This is a genomic window from Daejeonella sp. (assembly GCF_030684675.1).
GTDB lineage: Bacteria > Bacteroidota > Bacteroidia > Sphingobacteriales > Sphingobacteriaceae > Daejeonella.
In genome coordinates this window covers 118,802-144,409 of the sequence record NZ_JAUXXZ010000009.1, presented here as the reverse complement: position 1 = coordinate 144,409, position 25,608 = coordinate 118,802, and the positions used below count along the sequence as shown (strand labels likewise).

Below are 25,608 nucleotides of genomic sequence, written 5' to 3'. Positions count from 1 at the left end.
TGATAAGTATCAGGAGTCAAGAGCCAAGAACCAGGACAATGAACTACTATTATGACATTTTAGCTCCACTATCAATTATCAACTGTCAATTTTCAACTATCAATTACAAAAGGTATACCCTCAAACTTCTTGCCCCATGCGCCCCGATTACCAGATTCTGTTCAATATCTGCCGTCTTGGAAGGTCCTGCGATAAATACTCCGAAGCCCTCTGCTGTGGCATCAATCTGCCGGTAAGCCTCATGCATGTTATTTACAACATCCCCCGGATCTAATACAATCACAAGATGCTGACAAATGAAGGGCAGAAGTCTGTTGGACATTTGCTTTTCAGAAATCCACATCGCACCGTTCTCTGCAACACCAAGTTCTGCCCGAAGGTAGCAAGTGTCCAATGCTTCTAATTCGGATGCTGTCAGGCTTGCCCATTCCTCAGCATTCGAATCCTCCAGAAGATTAATCATAAATTTTCCTTCTGCTTTTACCTCGGCTATGTCATTAAGCAAGTCTTGCCTGCTATTTTCATAATATGCCTTACCCCCTGCAGCTTCCATTATGCCGATAAATTGCTGAATAAGATCAGGGTATTGAATAGTCAGGGAGAGATCCATATCCGGCAGCTCAGTGAGTTCCGGCTTATTCATGGCCACAGTCTTTAAAATTGTTTCTCTGGCATTCATTATTATTTATTTTCTTTAAACCAGTCTCTAAAACTTTTTTCAGGTGCACGAGGCATTTCCCGCTGCTTGTACCAGACATTCAGGCGATTATTCAGCATGAAGGGAAAGGTTCGCATAATCCAGCGGCCAATTTTTCCGGCCATGCGGTAAACCTGAGGATTTGAAAGAACCCAGGCCATTCCCTGCATTCCTGCTTTCTTACCTTTATCAACATATCCATTAGCAACGATAACTTGTCGCCATTTCCAGAGTTGCTCATGGATATCAATTTTCACCGGACAAACGTTGCTGCAGGATCCGCAGAGCGTTGAGGCGAATGGCAAATCTGAATTAGCCTCCATGTCCAAATTAGGATTGAGGATTGAGCCGATTGGACCTGCCACTGTTGAGTGATAACTATGCCCTCCGCTCCTCCGGTACACCGGACAGGTATTGAAACAGGCCGCACAGCGGATGCATTTCAGGGAATTTCTGAAATCAGCTCTTCCCAGCTGCCTGCTCCTGCCATTATCAACAATCACCACATGCATTTGCTGCCAGGGACGGGGTTTATTGAAATGACTGGAATAAGTTGTGATGGGTTGTCCGGTTGCACTTCTTGCCAAAAGACGAAGAAATACCCCAAGATGTTCGGTTTTCGGAATCAGTTTCTCAATGCCCATACAGGCAATATGAATACCCGCAGAATGTACTCCCATATCCGCATTACCTTCATTGGTGCAAACCACAAAGCTTCCAGACTCGGCGATCGCAAAATTCACCCCGGTAATTGCGAGATCTGACTCGATAAAACGTTCCCTTAGATGATGACGGGCAGAGCCTGCCAGATATTGTGGGTCATAATTCCCTTTCTCTGTGTTCAGATGCTCATGAAAGGTTTCACTCACATCCTGACGTTTCAGGTGAATGGCGGGTAACACAATATGACTTGGCGATTCTTTCCTTAATTGTACGATGTACTCACCAAGATCAGTATCCAAAATCTGTATACCCTTATTCTGCAAATACTCATTCAAATGGCATTCTTCAGTGAGCATACTTTTGCTCTTAACAATTTTATCAATCTTGTTATCAGCAATGATCTTATGAATGATCCGGTTATGATCCTCTGTGTCAGAGGCCCAATGAACGATGATTCCGTTCGAAGCCGCTTTCTCCTCGAAGTTTCTTAAATAATAATCAAGATTGGAGAGGGTATGATTTTTTATCCGGGAGGCCCAATCGCGAAGGATTTCCCATTCAGGAAGGGTATTTACTGCTTTATCTCTTTTATGCCTGACAAACCAAAGTGTTTCATCGTGCCAATCGGTACGTGCTTCGTCCCTGATAAATTCCTGTGCAGCCTCTGCATGTTGCTTAACACTCATATCGTGCTGTTCAAGATCTCGGCCAGATGAATGGTTTTCACGCCAATCCCTTGTCTCTTTAATATTCCTTCCAGATGCATCAGGCAACTGGTATCTCCGCCGCAAATGAATTCCACATCGTTGACAAGATGTTCTTTGATTCTGTCCTTTCCCATCTTCACACTCACAGCCTCTTCAAATACGCAAAATGTACCTCCGAATCCACAACATTCATCTACCCTTACCGGCTTTAAAAGTTCCAGGCCTTCGACCATGTTTAGCAAGTGCTCGGATTTTGAAAATTCAGGAGAAACAAGTTCTGACATTGATGAAAGATTTAAACCTCTCTGCCCATGACAACTGACATGCATTCCTACTTTATGAGGGAAAGACGCTTCCAGTCGGTTAATTTTAAGAATATCAACAAGGAATTCAGAAAGTTCATAAACACTATGCCGGATTTTGTCAAGTTCAGCCTTGTCACCGCCTTCCTTTAAATGTTCCTTAATATGAAGAACACAGCTCCCCGATGGAGCAACGATATAATCAAAATCCTTAAAGTTCTTTACAAAATTCACATCACAGCCTTTTGTCAGGTCCGAAAAACCACTGTTGGCCATAGGTTGACCACAGCAGGTTTGGTTCATCGGATAACTTACCTCACAGCCCAACTTCTTTAGAAGCTGATAAGTGGCTATGGCAACATCAGGATAAAACTGGTCAATATAACAGGGAATGAATAAGCCTACTTTCATCTAAAATAACTCCTCTTTTTTATTTTTAAACTGGCACTAATATTTAGTAAATATCTCAATATCAGAAACATTGTCAGCTTTTAATTCACAACTATTGCTGTCCGGTTAAAATTAAATGTTTAAAAATATCCTTTTAAAAAGTATCGTGAACGATTTTATTTCCTGATTTCAAAAAGCAAGCCCCGCTGTTAGCGCACTCGTTCAATAGGCCCCGCTTTTAAGCGGGGTATACAAGGGGGATATTCCGGGCTTCAGCCCAAATAATCCGTTTATACCGGAACACCCGCATCGGGCTTCAGCCCGATTAAATGTTGTCGGCGCTGAAGCACCGGTTTACGTTATTTCCTAACCTGCTATATGTGGGGCTGAAGCCCGAATTGAATCACGCCGATTACAACCCGCCTAAAGGCGAGCCCTATTGAGCGGTACGCCTATTCCCGAGATTAAAATAACTCAATCATTAATAAAATACCCTCTTTCCTAAATATGGCAAGAGTTTCAATTCTGCTGCCGGGCTAAACCTTAATAAAAACTTTCCCCAGACACTAGTGATTATCAACCCGATAGCTATCGGGTGTCCATTAATATATTATGCAAATCAAAATCGAATCAAACTTCATTAAATCCTGAATTCTCCCCAAGCTTTAAACAGTCCTGCCAGGATACAATACTTTCTGAAGAACTCGCATCCATCAAACTTGCAGCAGCAACATTTACACCCAATAAGAGGCTTTTTGCCATTGTCCAGTCTTCGTGAACTCCTGCTAAAACACCGGCGGCAAACGCATCTCCTGCACCCACTGATCCTTTAATCTTCTCTACCGGCATTTTGACGCTTGGCTGAAATATTTTCTCCCTGCTTTTGTTTAGTGCAATTGCACCTTTAGGGAAATGAATAATTACCCATCTCCGAACCCCCGCATTTAAAATAGCATCGGCTGCCTGATATGCAATATCGATTGAGCATCTTCCGTCATCATCACAAATTTCAATACCTGTTAACATACCGGCTTCAAATTCATTAACAAACAGGATATCAACAAATTGCAATGCTAATGGAATAACAGTTTTAAATCGTTCAGATTGCTCACTAACCAGATCTGCGGATGTAATCATCCCGCATTGGCTGGCTTCACTTAAGACTTTTGCTGCCCCTGTCAGGCCATCTGTACCGACCGCATCTAATTTATCGAGCAGAAGGAGGTAACCTAAATGAAATATCTTCGCTTTAGAGCCGGTAAAATTAAAATAAGACTCATCCAAAAAGGCATTTGCGCCCCTGGAATGAAAAAAAGTACGTCTGCCGGTACCTTTAACAGTCATAACATCAGTATACGAAGTATTACTGTTCTCAACCTTCATCACCTGACTGGAATCAATCTGTAGTTCCCTGCATTCATTTAAAATATAATCCCCTCTTTCATCATTTCCGATTGCTCCAATCCCCTTTAGAGGAAATTGGAATCCCATCTTACTTATGGCTTTTAAAACATTGTATGGCGCACCACCATTACTGGTGCTCTCTTTGAGGATATTAGCCAGTTTCTCTTCTTTTGGGTAGACATCTACGATCTTCACATTGTCAATGATCCAGTTGCCCCCAGCCAAAATTCCCACTCCGGTATTTTCTTTCATCCGTTTTTTTTATTGTTTCTTATCCCGCGCGTGCGGTATGTAACCTTTAATGATTAAAATCGAATTCATTGACTTCTTAATAAAATATACTTTTGTGTTTTGCATTGAACGTTTTTAGCCGGTTTTCAAATGAATTCCCTATAAAAGAACATGCAAGTTTGACCCCGAAGGTGGTCACATGTTTATAGAAAAATTAATTCTAACCGTTTTCCCGACCCCGTAGGTGGTCGTATGTGAAAGTTTCAAATACATACGACCACCTACGGGGTCGATTGGTTAGGTATATCAATAAACTATAAACATACGACCACCTTCGGGGTCGACGAGCAAAAATATTTACCCAGACACTAGCGATCGCTTTTTTTATAATTATTAAAATTTAAGTCACCCTATATCAACAACAGATTTTGTATTATGAGATTTTAAAGCAGCATTAAATAACTTATGGCTAATGAGTGCTTCCTCAGGAGTAACACAGCCAAAACGGCCATTTAAAAATCCCTCGCGCTCAGCAAAATATGCCGCCAGCATCTGAAAAAAACAATCAGAGAAGCCAGGTTCGAATATTCCACCGGTGCTGACCGGAAAGGGAACTTGAAATCCAAGATCCACTCGTTGCCATAACTGCTCCTTTTCACGCCTAAATGTCCATAATGCCTTGGTATCCTTCGTATTATAGCGCACCCCGCCCTCGGTCCCAAGGATTTCAATATACCAGGAATTAGTCTCACCAGGTTTTAATCGCTTCATTTCAAGAGACATTGGAATATCATTTTCCTCAATTTTCACAGAAGTTGACAGTGTTGCATTATTCCAGGTGTCGCCTTCAGCCCAACCACCTTTACCATCAGGTCTGGTAGTAATTATCTTTTGCAGATGAGCATAAACCTTATCAGGTATCCAGCCCATTCTGATTGGGATGTGCATAACATGCATACCCAAATCGCCCATTACACCAATTTCACCACAGAATTTTGACTGTCTTTTCCAGTTAATTGGTTTAAGAGGATCCAAATCACTTGAATGACAAAAACCTGCATTTATTTCAATGATCTCTCCGATTCTTCCAGAAAGGACTTCGCTGATCACTCGCTGAGGGCCTGGAAAAAAGGGCATCTCTGAGCAACATCTTACAAAACTCTTTGAATTGGCAATTTTTTCATTGATCTTTTTTGCTGCCTCGAGATCAATTCCAAAGGGCTTTTCAGCCAGCAGATCCTTACCTGCTTCAATTACTTCGATGTAATATTGCTCATGAAGAAAATGAGGAAGGGCAACATAAACTACATCAACCTTGGATGAGGCCAATAGTTCTTTATAATCTGTAGTCAATAATTCAACTGAAGGAATTTGCTCGTACCATTTTAAGGTATTTGCATCCAGATCACAGACAGCCTTTAACTCTACTTTAACAGGATAATCGTTTAATGAAAACCAGCGTCCAAAAGCGCTGGCTACTTCCTTACCCATTAAACCACCACCAATAATACCAACGTTTACAACTTTCATATTGTATTTAATATTTTAAATGATAATAAACCAGCCTGCCGATACTGCCCTGCACACATATTTTTTTATTTATTCCCCTTAACCCAACCTATTACATCCTCTGGTTTTGCACCATCATGAACAATTGCCATTAATGCCCTTGTCATTCCACCAGAATTAGCATGTTGCACTACATTTCTGCCATACACAATACCTTTTACACCCTGTTTCATCAATTTATAGGTACGATCCAATAACTCTTCGTCATCAGCACGCCCACCACCTCTTACCAGAATTGGAACAGATCCGGCTACCTCAACAACCTTATGATAATCTTCTACGTTTTCACAAGGGTCCGCCTTAATAATATCAGCTCCCAATTCTACAGCCTGCCTAACAAGAGGTAAGATAATATCTATATTACCATCAACCATATAACCTCCTGCCTCGCTATTTGGGCGGAACACCAATGGCTCAATCATTAATGGCATAGAGTAAAAGTCGCACATTGGCTTCAGCTTCAAAATATTCTGAATACACTGATCAGTTACCTCAGGGGCTCCCGGGATACGAAACAGATTGACAACCACACAGGTAGCGTCAAGACGAATTGCCTGAAGCACCGGCTCTTCAATCATTCTGCTATATAATACGGATTGAAGTTCAAGACCATAAACATTGGCAACATCTGTTCTAAGAACTAATGATGGTTTTTTCTTTCCTGGTACAGACTGTAAATGGTGCGCCTGTCCAACCGTTAACTGAATCGCATCAGGATCTGCATCAATCAGAATTTTAACAGACTTTTCAATATTTTCTATCCCACCTAAAAATGTTAATTCATTAAAAAAACCATGGTCAAGAGCTACATCAAAACACTTACCTGATTTTTCATTAAATAATCTATTTAATCTACTCGCTTTCATCTTTCTTATTTTTATTTATTAATTAATTATTTTATTTTAATTCAATATTCTCTTTTACCTAAAGACCGGGGGATCCTTCAGAATTATAAATACAATATCCTGCCAGCTATCCGGCACATATATTTTGAACCTATATCAATCTTAATCAGAGAAGGGTAAAAACCTCTGTGCGAAATTCAAAACTACGATCCTTCAGGATCGCACCAGCACTATTTACTTCATTTTTGTCTGCGATAAAACATCAGACAGCTTAACCGGAATTCCTCCAAGCCTCTTACTTTCATCCGCAGCCTCCATAAAGGCATAAATTTCTATCGTTTCTTCATCACTTACCGGTACTATACCTGAGCGAAAAAACGTTACAATGGCTACCACCAGTGGGCGGTAGCCATTAAATGCTCCGATTGAAGCTATACCTTTATCGCCGAATGCTGTACCTCCGAAACCGCTTCTTCCTTTACGTATTCCACGAAAAACACCAATACGGCCATCTTCCCATGTTCCGACAACGACATCGGCATCATCTGCAGTTGTCCTGCTGACAGTTTTACATCCTGTTCCTCCTAATACGGTATACAGAGATTCAACCGCATGAATACCATCCCAAAAGAGATCAACATGCGATTTCTGCAAAGGTGCAGGGCCAAAGGTATTTGCTCCCAAAACCTTACCTACTATTTTCCCTTCACGGATATCCTGAGCTTCTTTAACATAGCGAAGCGGTGAACAGGAAAACATAGGCACATTATATTTTTTCGACACTTTGAAGATTGCCGATACATCCGATAAGCTTGCCGCAAGTGGTTTATCCACATAAACCGGTTTCCCTGCCTTCAATACCGGAATGATCTCTTTCAAATGAGGTCGCCCGTCGTTGGTTAACAGCATCACCGCATCAACCTTTTTAAGTAGCTTTTTAATAGAACTTACAAATTCTACACCCTGTCCTTTAATCGTATCAGTGAAGCTCTGCAGCTGTTTTTCGGAAAATTCCACATCCGGATTACCCTTGGGATGAAAAATCGCTACTACTCTGCATCCAGTAAACTCAGGACTCGAAGCACCGGAATTAATGATTTCTGTATAAGCAGCACTATGAACTGAAAGCCCAATAACTCCAACTTTAATCTCCTCCTGGGGAATGGCCTCTGCAAAGGCTGAAGCATGTATTCCGATACCTGCGCCCATTCCAAGAGACTTCATTAGAAGATTATGCCGTTCACTATTTCCCATTTTTGAATTCGAACTCATTAGTGCAGAATATCTGTAGTTTTTTCAAGTGTTAATGCTGAATACCTTAATTCACAATTACTTTACCACCTTCATAATCCCACGCATCGTGAAGGAGTGACCAGGGAATGTACAAACGAAAGGGTAATCTCCTGCCGCAGTAGGAGCCGTAAATTTGATGGTCTCCTTGCCTCCCCCCATTAATAGTTTAGTTGCATAAAGTACCATATCACCATCAGGGACATAATTCTTTAACATACCTTTGTCTCCTAATTCTATGGCCTTTAGCGCAACATCATCGGCTGTTCCTGGTTTTGTAATCAGAAGATTATGGGGCATTAATCCCTGGTTGTCCACTGTTAATTCTACAGATTGTGCTGCTTTAACACTAAACTCCGCCAAAAGCTGTCCCTTAAGATTGAAGCGCAATTCATCAGTAGCCTCTATTGTCAGGATTGCAATTTTTTCATTTTGCAATTCCGGACCCTTAGTACTTATAGCTGTTGAACTTGCAGGTGTTGCAGGCTTTGGAATTGTCGTTTTGTGATCCTGATGGTTTGTACTTGGATCCATGGATCCGGGAACTTTCCAGAATTTCTCATAACCAGTTCTATTTTGCATCCCGGTAACACTAGCTTCGGATTTAGCAGGTTTGAATGTGTCCTTGCCACTCCAGAAGAAGTTTACCCTTTGAGCTGCCAGTCTTGCCTGATACTCAGGTGAACTAAGTACTTTAACAAGCAATGGTCTGTTTATGACATTGTGCTGCTGATGCAACCAAAGAATCTCAAGCATAGGTAATGCATCTTCTTTTTTCTTTGGATCCAATTTAGCAACCCACTCCTGTGCTTTCTGGATCACTTCATCCGTGTTTCTGGCACTCAGCTCAACACGTACAGCATGACGTATTCCATCAACGGGATGTCTGAACAGCTCCAAAAGATTTTCAATTGGCTCGCCATAAATTGAAACCGGCTTCTGCAGAGGTCTGTTAGTAGCTACCATGCGATAGATACGGCCATGCTCGTGGTCACGACTTAAATCTCTCAGATTATATGGAGAGTGTGTAATAACTGCCTGATGCCAGTCTCCAAAGTAAAGGGCTCCATCAAATCCCACCACACCATCACTAGGACGGAAATTGGGATCTCCGCTATAATCCTTACCGATGACTCTGGGAGTAGCTTCTGAACTTGGAGCAAATGCAGGATTGCTTCCGGTGAAAATCAGGTTCCCGGCTTCTTCACCCTCAATGACACCTTCATCCAGGTAATTCAATTTGTACCTTTTAATCCCTTGAAAACCAATAACATTGTAAACCAATAAGTTATTTTGGTATTCTTCTGGAAAATTTCCACTGGATAATATCTGGCTAGAGGTATAAGGCCTGATGGTTTGTTTAAATAATGGACGCTTCTCAAAATCGCCTTTGTCAGTAGTAGACGTCACAGTACGCTTGAAATATACCTGAAAAGCCTTCCCTGTGGTTCCATCAGTGATAAATTGGTTCCCCCATTTATCAAAACTAATCCCATGTGGATTAGGGCTGTTATCCACTACGAGTGAAAAATCAAAAGTACGCGGATTGAAGCGATACAAACCTGACTCACCTGATTCAGCACTCTTGCGCCATGGCGTTTCAATATTCTCCAGGATGAAAATCCCTCTCTGATAGTAAATATTGCCATCGGGACCATAAATAAGATTGTTTGCGGTATGATGGGTATCATCAGAACCCAAACCACCTAACATACGATACCGAACATCAGCCACACCATCTCCGTTGGTATCCTTGAGGAATAAAATATCAGGAGCTGAAACCACAATCACACCACCATTCCATAATTCAAAACCTGTTGGATTTGTTACATAAGCAAAGGTTGTGGCTTTATCCGCTACCCCATCTCCATTCTCGTCTTTCAGGGTAACAATTCGGTCCTTCATTGGTTTCATCGGCTCCCATTTCGGATAATCGGCCCATGAAGCTACCCAGATCTGACCTTTAGTATCAATCTGCATGGCTACAGGATTGGCGATCTCGGGAAACTTATCTTCAGAAGCGAATACGGTAACTTTAAAATCTTTAGGTATAGTCATACGCCCGATCGCCTCTTCAGCACTCAAATATTTTATGTCACGCGTAATATGCGTGCCAACAGGATATGGCTCTGGAACATTACTGTCATCAACCTTAATATCTTTACCCTGTGCTCTGGCCCAAACACGTTTATCACGGTTGGCAGTCATGGCTTCAAACATTTTCAATTCATTCTGCAGTGTAACATGGTTACCATCCTGAATAGTACGTGTACCCCATACATCATTTCCACTGGTTGAACGATAACGATTAAACCAATGCCAGTTTTTATCTACAACAGAACTTCTTAAGGAATCCAATCCAACCTTGGCCATACTTACTTTTTTACCAAACAGGTTTTCAGTTATGTAAAGTCCCAATCTTCTGTTTCCTTCATTATTCAGATGAACCCCGTTAATAGTTAAAGGCTCAGTCGTACTATCATACATTTTTTGTGTAGCGCTGAACAAATCAAGGAAAGGAACGCCCTTTTCTTTGGCTACCTGCGACATGGCAAGCGTATAGGCCGCTAATCGACGATTGTTCTCTTTACCATCAGGTAGATTTTTGGAGTTCAGGTTTTCGTGAGCTATTGGCGAAAACAGTACCAGACGTGGAGCAGCTTTCTTATCATACTTTTGCTTCCGGGTATAGTCTATAAAAGCAACTAACTGCTTCTTAAACTCTGCAGGTTTGTCTTCAAACGACTCATTATAACCAAAAAAGGCGAAGATAACGTTAGCACCAACATTTGTTAAATGCGTGTCGCTATCTCCAAAACCTTCGTGTGCACGTGGACGATAGTGAACCTGGTCGCCGGTATAACCCAATTCCCTGAAAACTAACTTTCCATTTGGATAAACAGATTGCAGATAGGTTTCGAGCCAGCCATCGTGCTGCATTCGATCGGCAAGTCCATTACCAATAACAGCAATTCTATCACCTGCCCTGAGTTCAAACTTTGGACTTTGTCTCCAGCTGGCCAAAAAAATTATCAAAGGGATTAAGAGAGCTGGCGCAACCAGTTTTAAAACATTACTGCCATTAAGAAAAATAGGTCGCACCAGTAATTTTCTTAGTTCTTTGAGTTTATTCATCTTTTCTTTATTAATCGTTATTTCTTATGTAAGATACCTGCTTTTTATTAGTGCATTTCCACTGAACATGTACCCAAACCTGATCTCAAAAAGTTGAACTGAACATTTGGATGATCTGCAAGAACAGACATCGGAACAGATACATCAGGAATATTGTTTGAAATCATATAAGTCGTTAACCTTTGTCCAAAAGGGTTATCGTGAGCACCTGCATGCCAGATTGAAATTTTATCTGCCTGCCAGGTTTCCTTAGGGCCTACTGTTACTGCCTGTGTTGGTATTGTTGGTGCATTTCCGCCGCAATGTAATCTTGAGTTTTGTGCAATAGTTATTGGGTGAAGATCAAGAACACGCGTAGTCAGTTGTTTGTATTCTTCAACTGTAGGCGGATTGTCGATGTATTTTCCTTCACGCATAGGCGGCTCGTTGAATGCCCAATGCTTAACATCACCCTGTCCACCCTGCATAATCGCACATTTAGCTTTTGTCCAGCTATTGATGTACTCTGCGGTATCTGCCTGGGCAAAATGAACGTTCTCATCAGGCATCACTAAATCCTTACGGATTCTGTTCAGACATAATGATTTGAAAGCTCTCTTAAACGATAAAGGATGGCTCTCTGACACTTCCTTACCATCAATTACCCATTCATCCATGCACCAGAAGTGTGCATGTTTAAGCGATAAGCCCATTTCATTAACCAGCATAGCAACCAGGGGCAACTGCTCAGTTGGACCGATTGGCCCGCAAATGCCTACAGGATTAGCAGCTGTAGCTGATTTCCATGAACTAATAAACTCAAGGGCTTCAGCTAAGTAAAACTCTTCTATGGTATCATAAAAAACTACTTTGAAGCCTGGTCTAGACATCTTAATCATTTCTTCAGGAGTCAAGGCTGCTATTTTATCTGTTACTTTCTGACCTAAATCCAAAGTGGTATAATCCCACCAACCCGGAGCAATAGAACTTTTCTTACGCATAATATTCTTTTAAAATTGTTATAGTATTTTGTTGTTTATTGTTTTTTTATTCGAATTTGTAATCTTCATTTGTTAAATAACATGCCCCCAGTTCTTTCAAAGGATCAAATCCACCTTCAGAGAAGCCAAAATGCAGGTGTCTCCTCCATCCTTCTGCATGTTCAAAGCGATTGGACATGCTGCCAACTGTTAAAGAGAAATTTTCCATTGACTGGATATAGGAATTCATTTTCTGACTGTCTTCTAACCAATTCTGCTGACTTTTGTGAGCCCCAAGAGCTTCACGCTTTTTAGCGTGAACAGCACTGGTATCTATAAAAATCTCAGGGATTACCTTACGTCTCAAAGGATCTAAAAGTGAATGAGGCAGGGCATGATAAACGGCACAATCGTAATTATTTACCGCAGCATGATCGGCAGGAAAATTGGGAACGCCGCGAATAAAAGCAGCTGTAACAGCTAAACGGCTCGTATTCATATGGTCTTCCATATAATCAGACGGCGAATGTGTTAAAATCACCGAAGGCTTAATCATACGAATAACTCCTGTTAACTTTCTGAGTAAATCAAGTTCATAGAATATCTCGAAATCATTGCAAATGGGACCATGGAATTGGGCGCCTAAAATATCGGCTGCATTTTGGGCTTCCTTGAACCTTATTTCAGTAGTAGTTAAAGAATCATATTCTATGCTTCCACAATTACCAGTTGAAAGATTCATGTAGTGAATCTCATAGCCTTGATTTTTCAATAAGACCAATGTTCCGGCCATCATGAATTCAATATCATCAGGATGCGCGGCTACTGCCAGTGCTGTCTTCTTCATTTAGCCCTATCAAATAATATTATAATCTCACTGGTTTTCCGGTTGCAGCTGATTTATCGGCAGCAAAAATGATTTCATGAGTTTTTATCCCGTCGCTCAAACTTGTAAGTGGCATATCTGCTCCTTCAAGCAGGCATTCAAAAAACTTATCAAACTGTGCCTGATAAGGATGATCTGCCACATCTCCGGTATCCAGCATTTTCATGGCTAATGAACTCCATAAATGATGGTCTGTTCCGAGTTTCTCAGAGTGAAACTTATCGTCCAGAAGACTTCCTTCACTGCCAAAAAGATGGGTATGGAAATAATAAGGTTGAATACAATCAATAATAGCTGAAGATTTACCAACTCTTCCATCTTTAAATTTGAAAATACTTACCCTACTGGTGGTATACTCATAAGCCTGGAAAATTGGATTTTTAGATTTTGTTTCATAGCTGGTAACTTCCTCAACGTCAGTTCCCATGAATAAAAGCATAGCGTCTAATGCATGGCAGCCGGCTGTAAGAATAGAGCTACCGCCTTTATCCTTTTTAATATTCCAGTGGTACTGACCATACCATGGACCAAGTCCATGGAGGTAATCAACCTCAGCATAATGAATATCACCAATCAAACCAGTATCGACAAGTGCTTTAGTAACCATAAATTGATTGGAATAACGGCACTCGAAACAGATGCAAACCTTTACTCCTGCCTTTTTAACTTCAGATTCAATCAGTAAACAGTCTTCCCATGAAAGTGCCATAGGCTTTTCAAGAATGATATGCTTGCCAGCTCTGGCAGCGGCAACAGCCTGAGCGGCATGCTGATCAGAATAACTGGTAATTGATACTGCGTCAATACTCTTATCGGATAGCATTGCGCTTAAATCGGTATAGGTTTTGATTGGTGAACCCCATTTTTCACTTTCAGCTGCATCGTCATGCGGGCGCGATGAATAAATAGCTGTAACCTGAGCATTTGGACTTTTATTAATAGCTGTGATGTGTGCAGTAGCAACCCAGCTATACCCAATTATACCTACATTATACTTTTTCATAAATGCTTATTGTTTAAAAAATTAGAAATTATTGTTTTATTTAAAAATTATTAATAGTGTGGTTAAAATATTTCTTAGTGGTTAATTGGCTTTTGCCAGCACACTTGCTAAAGTCACCGGAACACCCCCAAGTCTTTTACTCTCATCAGCCGCTTCCATAAAAGCATAGATCTCAAGTGTTTCTGCGAGATCAACCGGAGATTTCTGGGTCCGAAAGAATTCTGCAACCGGAACAAGCAATCTCCGATAACCTTCGAATGTCCCAACATTGGCTATCCCTTTTTCTCCAAAAGCCGTTCCTCCATAACCTCTGGTACCTGCCCTCAATCCTCTGAATACCCCAATCCGACCACCCTCCCAGGTGCCAACGATCACATCAGTATCCTGAGTGGATGTACGGGTAACCTGCTGACAACCTACACCTCCCATAATTGTATACAGTGATTCAACACCGTGAATTCCATACCAATACATATCGGTATGAGATGCCTGCAATGAGGCAGGGCTATAGGCCTCTGCACCAAGGACCTTACCCACTTTCCCATTTCGGATTTCCTGTGCTCCGCTAACATATCTCAGCGATGAGGAAGAAAAAACAGGCACCTTGTATTTTTTTGCAGCGTTCAATATTTGCACAACTTCCTTTAAATTCGCTCCGATTGGTTTATCAATAAATACCGGTTTCCCTGCTTTAAAAACCGGCAATACCTGCTCCATGTGTGGTCTTCCATCATTGGTTTCAAGCATCACCACATCCGACATAGCAAGCATCTTATCTACAGAATCAACAAGTTCAATTCCCCGTCCTTTAGCCTTTGCGGCCCAGTCGGCCAGCATCTCAGCTTTGAACTCGACATCAGGATTACCTTTGGGATGATAGATAGCAACAACCCTGAAGCCCGCGATATCCGCATCAACTACCTCCGCATTAAGCATTTCTGAAAAAGCCTCAGTATGTACTGATAGTCCGATAATACCTATTCTGATCTTTTTCTGAGAAGCATCATTTGCAAATAACATTTGGGACATACTGCTCAGTCCAATACCAATTCCTGCTAAGCTTGCGGTCCTAAGGAAATCACGACGTTGAATTCTGTTCTTCATTTAATAAATGGATTTAAGGGAAATCAAATTTCACTTTCTTTGACAAATTAATCAGATACTCCTGTTTACATTAATGATACTTTTTTCTATAAATTTATCGACATAGAAGATTGTACCATTTATTGTAATTAAATATAATTCTAATTTATAAAATGAGATTAAGCAATACGGCTATTTTGGATTGCTTAATCTCATTAAAGTTCAGGATCGGTATCCCCAAAAAGCACCTGTTACTTTTTGTCGCGTGCTACTCCTAAAGCGATTCGAAAACCATCCCTGGAATCGGAATAACTAACCCCCTGAAGTCCCAGGCGAACCGCTATACGTGCATTCCCCGGAACGTCAAAATAATTTCCGCTACGGCAGACAGGACGATAGTTCTGATCAGTAAAAAGAGGCTCCTCATGGCCCCCTTTGGGATCAAAATGATCTAATACAATTTCCCATACACCGCCACACATATCCGCCAATCCGAAACCATTTCTTCCTCTTTCTCCAAAATGATCAACGGGAGATACGAATGCAAAACCATCACTCCAGGGTGCTTTAGCTAATGGCCATGTCTTATTCCGGCCAGGCAAAAAGTCAATAGCAGAAATATTTAAACGACCTTCGCCATCACTCAGATCATTACCCCACCAGTAATAGGTACCTTCAAGACCTCCCCTGGCTGCATATTCCCATTCCGCTTCAGTAGGCAGACGATATTCTAGTCCTTTTGGAAGGCGGCCTGCGGCCCTCTCCCGTTTAGTCAGCCACTCACAAAATGCTTTACCATCATTCCAACTCACACAAACTACTGGATAATCATTTCTCAGCGGGAAACCAAAATTGGGATCGCGCCAGCTCTTGCCACTTACTGAGATCCAGGGATGAGGTGGTGCCTTGGCAGTGATCTTCCATTCAGGATCAAAAACCTGGGTTTTACCGCCCGGTTTCTCTGCATCTGTAATGTAACCACTTTCTTCAACGAAACGTTTAAACTGACCAACACTAACTTCTGTACGTCCCATCCAGAAACCATCCTTTACACGCATTGGGCGTGGATTTTCACCTTCATAGGATTCTCGTGCAGTTCCTGGTGTTGCTCCGCCTTCAATGCCAGTTGCCCAGGCTTTCTCTGCTGCTGTACTGCCCATCTTAAATTCTCCGGGTGGGATATATAGCACTTCAAGTGAAACGCCTCCTCCTAAATCTAGCTTTTTTACAGTATTCTGTTTGGGTTTTAGATCCGAACGGAAACTATTACTGTTTCCATGAGCTGTTGCCATAAGCCCCGTTATGGATTGTGGACTCAAAAAGACAATAATTCCAAAAAATAAAATAAACAACAATGTCCTTTTCATAATATTGACTTTGATAGTAGGAGTAAATTGCTAAACAATCATATTATAGAATTTCCGGCCTGCAAATGCAGGCCGGAAATTCTATAATATTTTTTAAAAAAGCATAGTTAAGCTAACAAATCAATAATCAGGATTTTGGATTAGCTTTGGGTTTAACTGTATTTCAGTTAAAGGAATAGGAAGCAGTGCCCAGCCTCGTTTATGGGTTCCCTTTTTATTAATCGTCATCAAGTGACCTTTATATTTTCCTGTAAGTTCAACCTTTGAAGCAGTATAGTTAGCAGGGTCATCGGTAAGTTTCATACCATGAAATTGTTGTTCCATAACATCAAACCAAATACCCCATCTCCGAATATCCATGTATCTGATAACACGTTCCAGAGCGAATTCAATCCTTCTTTCCCTTCGAACTATTTCCCGTAGTTTTGTACGATCTGTTTCAGTAACATTAGGCATAGCTACTTCAGCCCGACCTCTAACCTTGTTAATTGTTTCATCAAGCAGGGCCTGTGTAATAGCTTCGTTATTTTCAATTTTAGCTTCTAAATAACTTAAAAGCACCTCTGCATAACGTATATGAATAATGTCATCACCAGAAGAATTATTAGCTCCTGCATAACCTTCAGTAACATACTTCTTCCAGCCATATCCTGTAGCACCGACCAGCTTACCTATTCCGCTATTTGCTGTTGTGAATTTTACACCGTTAAATACAGTATAATTTGGCAGAAAGATAGTAGCATAAATACGAGGGTCACGATTTGCAAAAGGATTAGCCGGGTCATATAACGGTGATGTTTCAATAGGCAATCCATCTTTCATCAGATAGCTACTAACCAACTCTTCCAATGCACCATCTTCCTGGTAACCACCATAAACATCCGGATGATAACCCAATTGATTCTGAGGATTTCCATAAAGGCCAGCTATACAGTTAGTAGACAAAATAATCTCCTTACTATTTTCTCCTCTTTCTTCAAAAATCGCTTTATAACGGGGATCAATAATATGAGCATTCAGATCGATAATTTCTTTATAGGTTTTAACTGCATCTGCCCATTTTTTATCCATTAAATCTAACCTTCCCTTAACAGCAAGTGCTGCAGCCTTTAGAACACGGCCCTTTTGATTCTCTGGTCTACTTGCTGGTAAATCTTTAGATGCTGCCACAAGTTCAGTTTTAGCATATTCAGTAACTTCAGCTAGGGTAGCACGAACCTGGTTGTTCGAATCATCAATACTTAAAACCTGTTTAACCAATGGAACACCCCCATAATACATAGCAAGTTGCCAGTACTCATAAGCTCTTAAGAATTTGGCTTCAGCAATCACCTCAGCTTTCTTAGCAGCATCCATTTTTACTTTGTCAACATTCGCAAGAAAATAATTGGCTTTAAAAATCGTACGATAAGCCCTTTGCCAGATGGAGCCCACTACTTGCCCATCACTTGAAACCACATAACCACTATAAATGAGTCCTACTTTACTATTTTTATAGTCTGAATCATCGGTCATACTTGCCAAAATAAGCAGCTCATTATTATAAGCATTATTACCAACACTACTTCCGTTGTATATTCCGGTCAGGGCCAGCATCGCATCCCCTTCGCTTTCCCAAAAAGCACCCTCTGATAGTTCTGTTAATGGCTGCTGATCCAGCAAATCTTTTTGACATCCGGATAGACTGACTAAAGAAATCAGTACACATGCACTTACTATCCTTATTCTATTATATATTTTCATAATCATTATCTTAATTGATTAAAATTTCAAACTTATACCTGCAACATACAATTTGCTTAGCGGGTAATACCAGGCAGAACCACCTGTTTGCATTTCAGGATCCCAACCTTTATAGAAATCTGAAAGAGTAAATAGATTTTCACCGCTAACATAAAGACGTAAACTGCTCATACCTGCACGGCTTATTAGCTTCTTAGGCAAAGTATATCCAATCTGAGCATTTTTAAGTCTTAAAAAGGTAGCATCGCGATACCAGAAATCAACACGGTTGGTGTTAAAAAATCCGGAAGCTATGTTACGCAATTTAGGATATGCTGCATTCGGATTTGGATTTTGAGGTGTCCATCTGTTTTCATAAGCATCCCGTTGCACATTACTATTGTTTTCAAGCGGGAAGAAGAACTGGCCAAGATTGACCTGATCGTTTCTTCCGCCTTCTCCCTGCACCATCAAATTAAAATCGAAATTTTTAAATCCTCCGTTTAAGGTTAAAGCATAGGTTGATGTAGGAAGTGGTTTTCCAATGATAGTCCTATCGTATGTTGCATTCACAACACCGTCAGGCACACCACTTGGGCCGCTAATATCTAAATACTTAATTCCTCCACCCTGAGCCTGATCTGCAAATGGTTGGGTTGCATAACCGGCAACGTCTGCATTGCTTCCGAATAAACCATCACTTTTAAATCCGTAAGCACTACCAATAGGGTATCCCACGAAAAGTCCCCTGGCAATATCCCGATCGATCTTTGATAATTTAGTTACCTTATTATTAACAAATGAAACAATAGCGGAGACCCCATAGGAAAACTCTCCAACAACATTTCTATAATTCAGATTGAAATCCCATCCTCTGTTTTCAACTGAACCTGCATTGGTTAGTGCAGGAGTAGCTCCCAACATATTGGATACAGAAACACTATAAAGAATATCATCTGTAGTTTTAACAAAGTAATCCGCTGAAAGGGATAATTTATCATTAAAGAGACCCAAATCAAGGCCAACATTATTAATTGTTGTAGTCTCCCAGGTAATGTTTTTATTAGCTAGTGTAGTTACGGCTGCACCGGCACTTAGTGTACTGCCAAATGGGTAAACCGGCGCAAGAGAGAGCAAGTCCTGATACGGATAATTTCCGATCGATTGATTACCTAATTTACCCCATGAAGCACGGAATTTAAGATCACTTAACCATGGCATTCCATCCTTTGCATCCTTGAAAAAGCTCTCTTGTGATACTCTCCATGCTGCTGAGAATGAAGGAAATAAGCCCCATCTGCTGTCCTGTGGGAAACGTGAAGATCCATCATAACGGGCATTTGCCTCGAATAGGTATTTATCACGGAAGTTGTAATTAAATCTTCCAAAATAGGATTGCAATGTATTTCTTGATGCACCTCCTGATTGTCTTCCACGGCTTGTTGATCCTGCATTAATTTCATAAATACTATTGTTTGGAAATGCATCCCTGAAAGCACCAAGACTTTTGTCATCATATGTCTGACCTGAAACACCCCCAAGCAGGTAGAAGTTATGATCTTTTACCTTTTTATTGTATTCGGCTATAGTTTGAAGAGTCAAAGCAGTTCCCTGATACCAATTTTCATTTAAACTATTTAAAGCATTCCCATAAGTAGGGGTAATTGCATATTTAGCTACATAAGCTTTAGATTGATCTAAACCATAAGTGTGACCAATTTGTCCGGTAATTTTAAGATCTTTAAAAACATCCCATATTACACTACCATTGGTATAAAAATTAGTGCCTCTGTTTTGCAGAAATGAAGCGCTTTCTAAATCTGCTTCCGGATGAAGTGTCTCATTTCTTCCATAAAACCCATCGGGCATTCTTCCAGGGATAGAATTTGCATTACGCATAGCACCCCCTACGATAGTTCCAAGGCCCAGGCCATTTACACCGGAAGGTTGGTTATTCCTGCTTAAATTTCCTGCCATCTTAAGACTAAACTTTAGCTTATCGTTTAATCTGCTGTCAAGGTTTACACGAATATTATAGCGGTTTGCATCATTTTTTGTGATTATACCATTTTCATTATAATAACCTAAAGAAAACATATATTGTGTTTGTTCCGATCCACCACGGGCAGAAATATCATGCCGGGTTGAAATACCATTACCTGAATTAAATAAATTACCAATGTGATCGAAATTTGGAAAGTTCACCGGATCTGTTCCAGATCTGAACTTTTCAATGTCAGCGTCAGAATACCTCTTTGCTGCGCCAGCATCAACAAAAACCTGATTAATAACTTCTGCATATTCCCATGAATTAATCATCTCAGGAACCATGGTTGCTTCTGTCTTACCTATATAGGAATTATAGGTAAATATCGGCTTCCCTGCAATTCCCTTCTTTGTTGTAACTAAGATAACCCCGTTTGCAGCTTTTGAACCAAAAATTGCAGCAGAAGCAGCATCCTTCAAAATTGAAACACTCTCAATATCGTTAGGATCCACGAGATCCAGGGAAGCTTCGATATTATCAACTAGGACGAGTGGACTATTGCCCGCACCACTAAATGTACCTTGTCCTCTGATAACCAGAGAAGCTCCGTTGCTTGCAGGATTTCCTCCCCCCTGACGCACCTGGATACCACTCATTTGACCCTGCAGGGCAAGAGAAGATTTTGTTACCGCTCTCTTCTCCAATTGCTCGGAACTTACCGAAGCTACTGAACCTGTTAGATTCACTTTCTTCTGTGTACCATAACCTACAACAACGACTTCTTCCAGTCCCTGAACATCGCTAACTAAAGCAATATCAAGTGAAGTTTGATTGTTTACGGCAATTTCCTGAGTTACAAAACCGATGTAAGTAACTACAAGAACACTGTTGTTACCCGATACATTGATCGAGTACCTTCCATCCATACCAGAAGTAGCCCCAACTGAGGTTCCTTTTAACTTAATACTGACACCCGGTAGAGTTTCCCCTTTCGTATCAGTTACCTTCCCTGTAACGGTTCGGCTTTGCGCACTTGCATAGTACGAGGTACTAAACAACACGAGAAATAGTAGTAAAATACTTTTCATAATTAATTATTGTTTAAGGTGAAATCAAATTTAACTCTCGTATAAGCCTCAATCCAGTACTTCTCTTTACATTAATAATACTATATTCCAAAAAGTCAGCTAATTAAGAAATTACCCTATTTCATAACATTTCCTTCATAGATTCCCTTTTAGAGTGTTTATTTGACACTAACTATCCCATAGAAATCAATCCAAATCGGGAAGAGACGGGGGCTTAAGTATTCGCTCTCAGACTCGCGAAACTCCGCTGTTCGACATGTTCTGCAAGGCATGTCGAATTTCAGATGATGCGGGTTTTAAACCCGCTTTTATCTGGAGTACGGGATGCGCAGGCTAACATCCCGAACAGCAGAGTTTTTACTCTCAGACTCGCGAAATCACCTAAACGAGTGGAAAGTAGATTTCGTTAGTCACATATCTGGGAGGCGACTGACGAACTTATCTTGCATGTCGCCTAAGTAAGTTCGTAAGTCCTCGCTCTTTCGAAAGCAAAGGCGAACTTATCGCACATGATACCTAATTATTTATAATCCAGCGGCTTTTTACCCTTCTGAAAACCATCCATTCCGAACATTGTAGGCTCATATTTTCCGACATAATCAACATTGCCCTTCGCAGGAATATTTTTCTCTAAACCTACAGCCCAGTATGATGCATTCACAACTAAGCGCCGAAGGTCTTCATTGGTAAAATCAATTGCGGCGCCCATGGTAGTTGTAAACACTCTGCCCTTTTTACCCGATTCACTTAAATAAGTTCTCGTCCAGGCAACCGGCATAATGGATCTTTTCCAGATTCCCGGCCCTGCAGGAGATACGCCTTCTGTTCCCTGGCCCCAAAGCAAAACCTTAGAATTTGAAGGAAGACTTTTAATACCGTAAACCTCTGTTGTTGTCCAGATGTCATTAATTCCATTTAAGATCGGGTTAGCATCCGCCACTTCAAGTCCATTTATTAATCCCCGGGTGCCTTCCTTTCCACTGGCTCCATGATGATTCACCCAGTTTTCTCCCAGAATACGTTTCCCGAAACCACCCTCCCAGCCTTTCTCATTACTTTTAAATCCATATTTCGCGTATTTATTATTCGGATTTCGGCTATAATGAAATGCATGCGTGGCAGTCCGCAAGCCGATTACCGGCTTCCCCGCAACAAAATAATTATGAATGTGCTGCATCTGATCATCCGGCAACTCTCTGAACCGGGTCGCAATTATCATCAGATCAGCTTTAGCCAAAAACTGAAGACCGGGAATATTTTGATGATAATTCGGATCAATAAATCCTGTTTCAGGATTAATAGCAAATAATACCGTGGTGCGGAACCCATGACGCTCAGCTAAAATTTTAGCCAGCATCGGCAATGATTCTTCAGATCTGTAAGCTTCATCCCCGCCAACAAGAACTATATATTTCCCGTTAGACTGTCCGGCAGGAGGAGAAAAATGAAGCCATGGGCCTTCCTTTTGAGCGAAGGAGAAATGCATTGAAAGAATTAAAATACTGGTTAAGAAATATTTCATCAGAATTGAATTTCTATTTAAAGTTGTGTTCATTGGTGTATTCATGTTGAGATGTGAGATATGAGATATGAGAAACCGCTGTTCGACATGTTCTGCAAGGCATGTCGAATTTCAGATGATGCGGGTTTTAAACCCGCTTTTATCTGGAGTACGGGATGCGCAGGCTAACATCCCGAACAGCAGAAAAATTTATTAACGTTTTTAAAAGCATGCCCTCCTGTTTTATCAAAATTATAGGATAAGCAAAATGAGGTTCCAGCTTTCGGGAATGACATGCATTTTTTTAGTATTGGGGAGATCCTGAATTCGTCAGGATCGTAGTGCCTGAAAAAGCCCCTGCATTAAAAATAGAAATTGATACCAATCAGATTCCGGCGAAGGCCGTATTCCCAATCCCACCCCATAGGCTGTCATTCAGCGAAAGCTGGAACCTCCTAAATTTTTAGGAAATTCCATTTCAAGCTTTCCACGGACACTGGTGATTCTTATTTACGCAGCTTGAATGCAACAACATGATCGCCTTTTTGAGCCCCTAATCTTGCCCCTCCGCATGATACCACAACATATTGTACACCATTAACCATATAGGTACTCGGAGTTGCATACCCTGCCGTTGGAAGATCAGCTTCCCATAACAATTTTCCGTTTAGCTTATCAAATACCCTGAATTTGGCATCTTTGCTTGCGGCAATGAATAATAAACCACTTGCTGTAACTATCGGACCACCATAGTTCTCAGTCCCGGTAGCAAGCCCCTGATCCTTATATTTTTTAACATCCCCCAATGGTACCTTCCACTTATGCAAGCCGGTATTCAGGTCAACTGCAGTAAGGATTCCCCATGGCGGTTTTATTCCCGGATCTCCATTGCTGTCCAGAAATTTGCTGTAACCCTTCAGATCCCAGGGCTCAACTGCACCGAACACATTCTTTGCTGAAGCAAGCTTATCTTTCTCACTCTCTTCATCAAATAAATAGTTTAAGATCGCTTTTCTGTCATCATCCGAAATTTGAGGGAAGCCGGGCATCTTTCCTTTACCACTGGCAATAATCTCATGAACTTCAGACTTTTTCAACTTGTTTTTGATAGTGCTCAGAGCTGGAAAACCACTTGCCAGGTTCCCAAATTTATCTACACCATGACAGGGACTACAGTTTTGTACATACATCGCCTGCCCGCGACTCATTTCGCCAAAGCCTGTGTTAGACTTTATGGTCACAATCCATGGTACTTCATTAGAATTGACATATAAAATACCATCCCGATCTGCTGCTGCGCCACCCCATTCTGCACCACCGTTTAATCCCGGCACTACTAGCGTAGGTTTATCACTGAAAGGCTGAAATATACCCTTCAAGGTTCCACGGAATACCTGAAGCAAAGAATCGTAATCAGGGGACGCTGTATTCAGGTCAGATTCAGCTATTAAATTCCTTGAGACTGGAGCCGGCATAGTTGGAAGCGGCTGGGTAGGCCAGGCCTCCTCTTCTGCAACAGGTGATTTTGGCACTGAAACTTCCCTGATTGGGAAAATTGGCTTCCCTGTTTCCCGGTCAAAAACAAAGACATGACCAGATTTTGTAAACTGGGCTACAACGTCAATACTTTTGCCATTTCTTTTGATGGTCATCAAATTCGGTGGTGAAGGAATATCCCGGTCCCAGATATCATGTCTTACGAACTGATAGTGCCATATCCTCTTGCCTGTATTAACATCCAAAGCAAGCAGTGTACTGGCAAATAGGTTTGCTCCTTTTCTGCTTCCGCCAAAAAAGTCGGGGGCCGCTGCTCCCGTCGGCGCATAAACTATGCCCCGCTTTTTATCAATCGCCATTCCGGTCCAGTTATTCGCACCACCAACAATTCCCCTGTCATGTACATCAACAGGCCAGGTATCATAGCCAAACTCCCCCGGCAAGGGTATCGTATGAAAAACCCATGCTATCTTCCCGGTCCTGACATTGAAGGCCTGGATAAAACCGGGTGCTGCTCCGGCACTTTCCATCATCACCGTAGGCATTATGAGAAGATCCTTATAAATGGTGCCCGGTGTTCTAGACATTAAATATTTCTTTTCGAGTGCTTCAGGTTTCCCCAAACCAGATTTTAAACTCACCCGGCCATCGATACCAAACTCCTTGACCGGTTTTCCGGTATTTGCATCAAGAGCATACAACCACTGATCATAGCTAAATAAAATGCGCTTATCTTCCCCATCCTCCCAAAAAGTTACTCCACGGTTTACAAGGAATCTTTTAACAGTGTCCGGATTAAATCGCCATTTCTCTTCTCCGGTGGCTCCAATTAATGCGAATGCATTTCCAGCCGCAGAGATCCCATATAAAACCCCCTTAATAATTATCGGATTACACTGAAATACCCCTGAATCAAGTGTATTATATTGCCATGCCACTTCAAGCCTGCTAACATTCGATCTGTTGATCTGATCAAGCGAAGAATAGTGGTTCATTTCTGGTCCTCCGAGATATGAAGGCCAATCTTCCCCATCATCAATCTGATTGGTAAATGCGAATATTCCAAATACAACAAATAATGGAATACAGAGAAACTGCAGCAATTTTTTCATATCAATATTTAAAATTTTTTAGAGATGATTCTTCTCCCTTATGAAGAATATCAGACAGGGAGTATATGATAGGGAAGATTAAATCCCATGCCGTGTACCTGTACAGATCATCTGCAAATGTCTGAAGCTTGTAAATCAAAAAAATACTGTTTTAATCTTCTTTCTGGCTT

The 25,608-nt window shown here is 41.1% G+C and carries 17 protein-coding genes; all 17 read right to left on the bottom strand.

Annotated features, from left to right (window positions below):
* Positions 1 to 103: 103 nt before the first annotated feature.
* Positions 104 to 679 (bottom strand): LUD domain-containing protein, encoded by a 576-nt coding sequence (locus tag Q8M41_RS01690; protein ID WP_305363502.1) that lies wholly within the window; start codon positions 677 to 679, stop codon positions 104 to 106.
* Between the two features lie 2 nt (positions 680 to 681).
* The gene (locus Q8M41_RS01685; protein ID WP_305363501.1) at positions 682 to 2,046 is read right to left on the bottom strand and encodes a lactate utilization protein B; all 1,365 of its coding nucleotides are present in this window, start codon (positions 2,044 to 2,046) and stop codon (positions 682 to 684) included.
* Positions 2,043 to 2,780: a (Fe-S)-binding protein gene (locus Q8M41_RS01680; protein ID WP_305363500.1), complete on the bottom strand. Its 738-nt coding sequence runs from the start codon at positions 2,778 to 2,780 to the stop codon at positions 2,043 to 2,045. The genes Q8M41_RS01685 and Q8M41_RS01680 overlap by 4 nt, the downstream gene beginning before the upstream one ends.
* Positions 2,781 to 3,389: 609 nt before the next feature.
* Complete coding sequence (locus tag Q8M41_RS01675; protein WP_305363499.1) at positions 3,390 to 4,415, bottom strand: carbohydrate kinase family protein; 1,026 nt, start codon at positions 4,413 to 4,415, stop codon at positions 3,390 to 3,392.
* A 384-nt stretch (positions 4,416 to 4,799) separates the two neighbouring features.
* Positions 4,800 to 5,924, bottom strand: a complete 1,125-nt coding sequence (locus Q8M41_RS01670) for a Gfo/Idh/MocA family protein (protein ID WP_305363498.1) — start codon at positions 5,922 to 5,924, stop codon at positions 4,800 to 4,802.
* Positions 5,925 to 5,989: 65 nt separating this feature from the next.
* On the bottom strand, positions 5,990 to 6,829 hold the full coding sequence (locus Q8M41_RS01665) for a class I fructose-bisphosphate aldolase (protein WP_305363497.1): 840 nt from the start codon (positions 6,827 to 6,829) through the stop codon (positions 5,990 to 5,992).
* Between the two features lie 213 nt (positions 6,830 to 7,042).
* On the bottom strand, positions 7,043 to 8,062 hold the full coding sequence (locus Q8M41_RS01660) for a Gfo/Idh/MocA family protein (RefSeq protein WP_305363496.1): 1,020 nt from the start codon (positions 8,060 to 8,062) through the stop codon (positions 7,043 to 7,045).
* 75 nt (positions 8,063 to 8,137) lie between these two features.
* Positions 8,138 to 11,233 carry a PVC-type heme-binding CxxCH protein gene (locus Q8M41_RS01655; protein WP_305363495.1) on the bottom strand — a complete coding sequence of 1,032 codons (3,096 nt, stop codon included), beginning with the start codon at positions 11,231 to 11,233 and terminating at the stop codon, positions 8,138 to 8,140.
* A 47-nt stretch (positions 11,234 to 11,280) separates the two neighbouring features.
* A complete protein-coding gene (locus Q8M41_RS01650) occupies positions 11,281 to 12,213 on the bottom strand; it encodes a hypothetical protein (protein WP_305363494.1) in 933 nt (310 codons plus the stop codon).
* A gap of 46 nt (positions 12,214 to 12,259) precedes the next feature.
* Positions 12,260 to 13,039 carry a PIG-L deacetylase family protein gene (locus tag Q8M41_RS01645; RefSeq protein ID WP_305363493.1) on the bottom strand — a complete coding sequence of 260 codons (780 nt, stop codon included), beginning with the start codon at positions 13,037 to 13,039 and terminating at the stop codon, positions 12,260 to 12,262.
* Positions 13,040 to 13,058: 19 nt separating this feature from the next.
* A complete protein-coding gene (locus Q8M41_RS01640) occupies positions 13,059 to 14,081 on the bottom strand; it encodes a Gfo/Idh/MocA family protein (protein WP_305363492.1) in 1,023 nt (340 codons plus the stop codon).
* Between the two features lie 81 nt (positions 14,082 to 14,162).
* Positions 14,163 to 15,185, bottom strand: a complete 1,023-nt coding sequence (locus tag Q8M41_RS01635; RefSeq protein WP_305363491.1) for a Gfo/Idh/MocA family protein — start codon at positions 15,183 to 15,185, stop codon at positions 14,163 to 14,165.
* Positions 15,186 to 15,415: 230 nt separating this feature from the next.
* The gene (locus Q8M41_RS01630; protein WP_305363490.1) at positions 15,416 to 16,456 is read right to left on the bottom strand and encodes an SUMF1/EgtB/PvdO family nonheme iron enzyme; all 1,041 of its coding nucleotides are present in this window, start codon (positions 16,454 to 16,456) and stop codon (positions 15,416 to 15,418) included.
* 195 nt (positions 16,457 to 16,651) lie between these two features.
* Positions 16,652 to 18,274, bottom strand: a complete 1,623-nt coding sequence (locus Q8M41_RS01625) for a RagB/SusD family nutrient uptake outer membrane protein (RefSeq protein ID WP_305363489.1) — start codon at positions 18,272 to 18,274, stop codon at positions 16,652 to 16,654.
* 18 nt (positions 18,275 to 18,292) lie between these two features.
* Positions 18,293 to 21,328, bottom strand: coding sequence for a TonB-dependent receptor (locus Q8M41_RS01620; protein ID WP_305363488.1), 3,036 nt, complete (start codon positions 21,326 to 21,328; stop codon positions 18,293 to 18,295).
* Between the two features lie 520 nt (positions 21,329 to 21,848).
* Complete coding sequence (locus Q8M41_RS01615) at positions 21,849 to 22,850, bottom strand: ThuA domain-containing protein (protein ID WP_305363487.1); 1,002 nt, start codon at positions 22,848 to 22,850, stop codon at positions 21,849 to 21,851.
* Positions 22,851 to 23,335: 485 nt separating this feature from the next.
* Positions 23,336 to 25,438 (bottom strand): PQQ-binding-like beta-propeller repeat protein, encoded by a 2,103-nt coding sequence (locus Q8M41_RS01610; protein ID WP_305363486.1) that lies wholly within the window; start codon positions 25,436 to 25,438, stop codon positions 23,336 to 23,338.
* Positions 25,439 to 25,608: the final 170 nt, after the last annotated feature.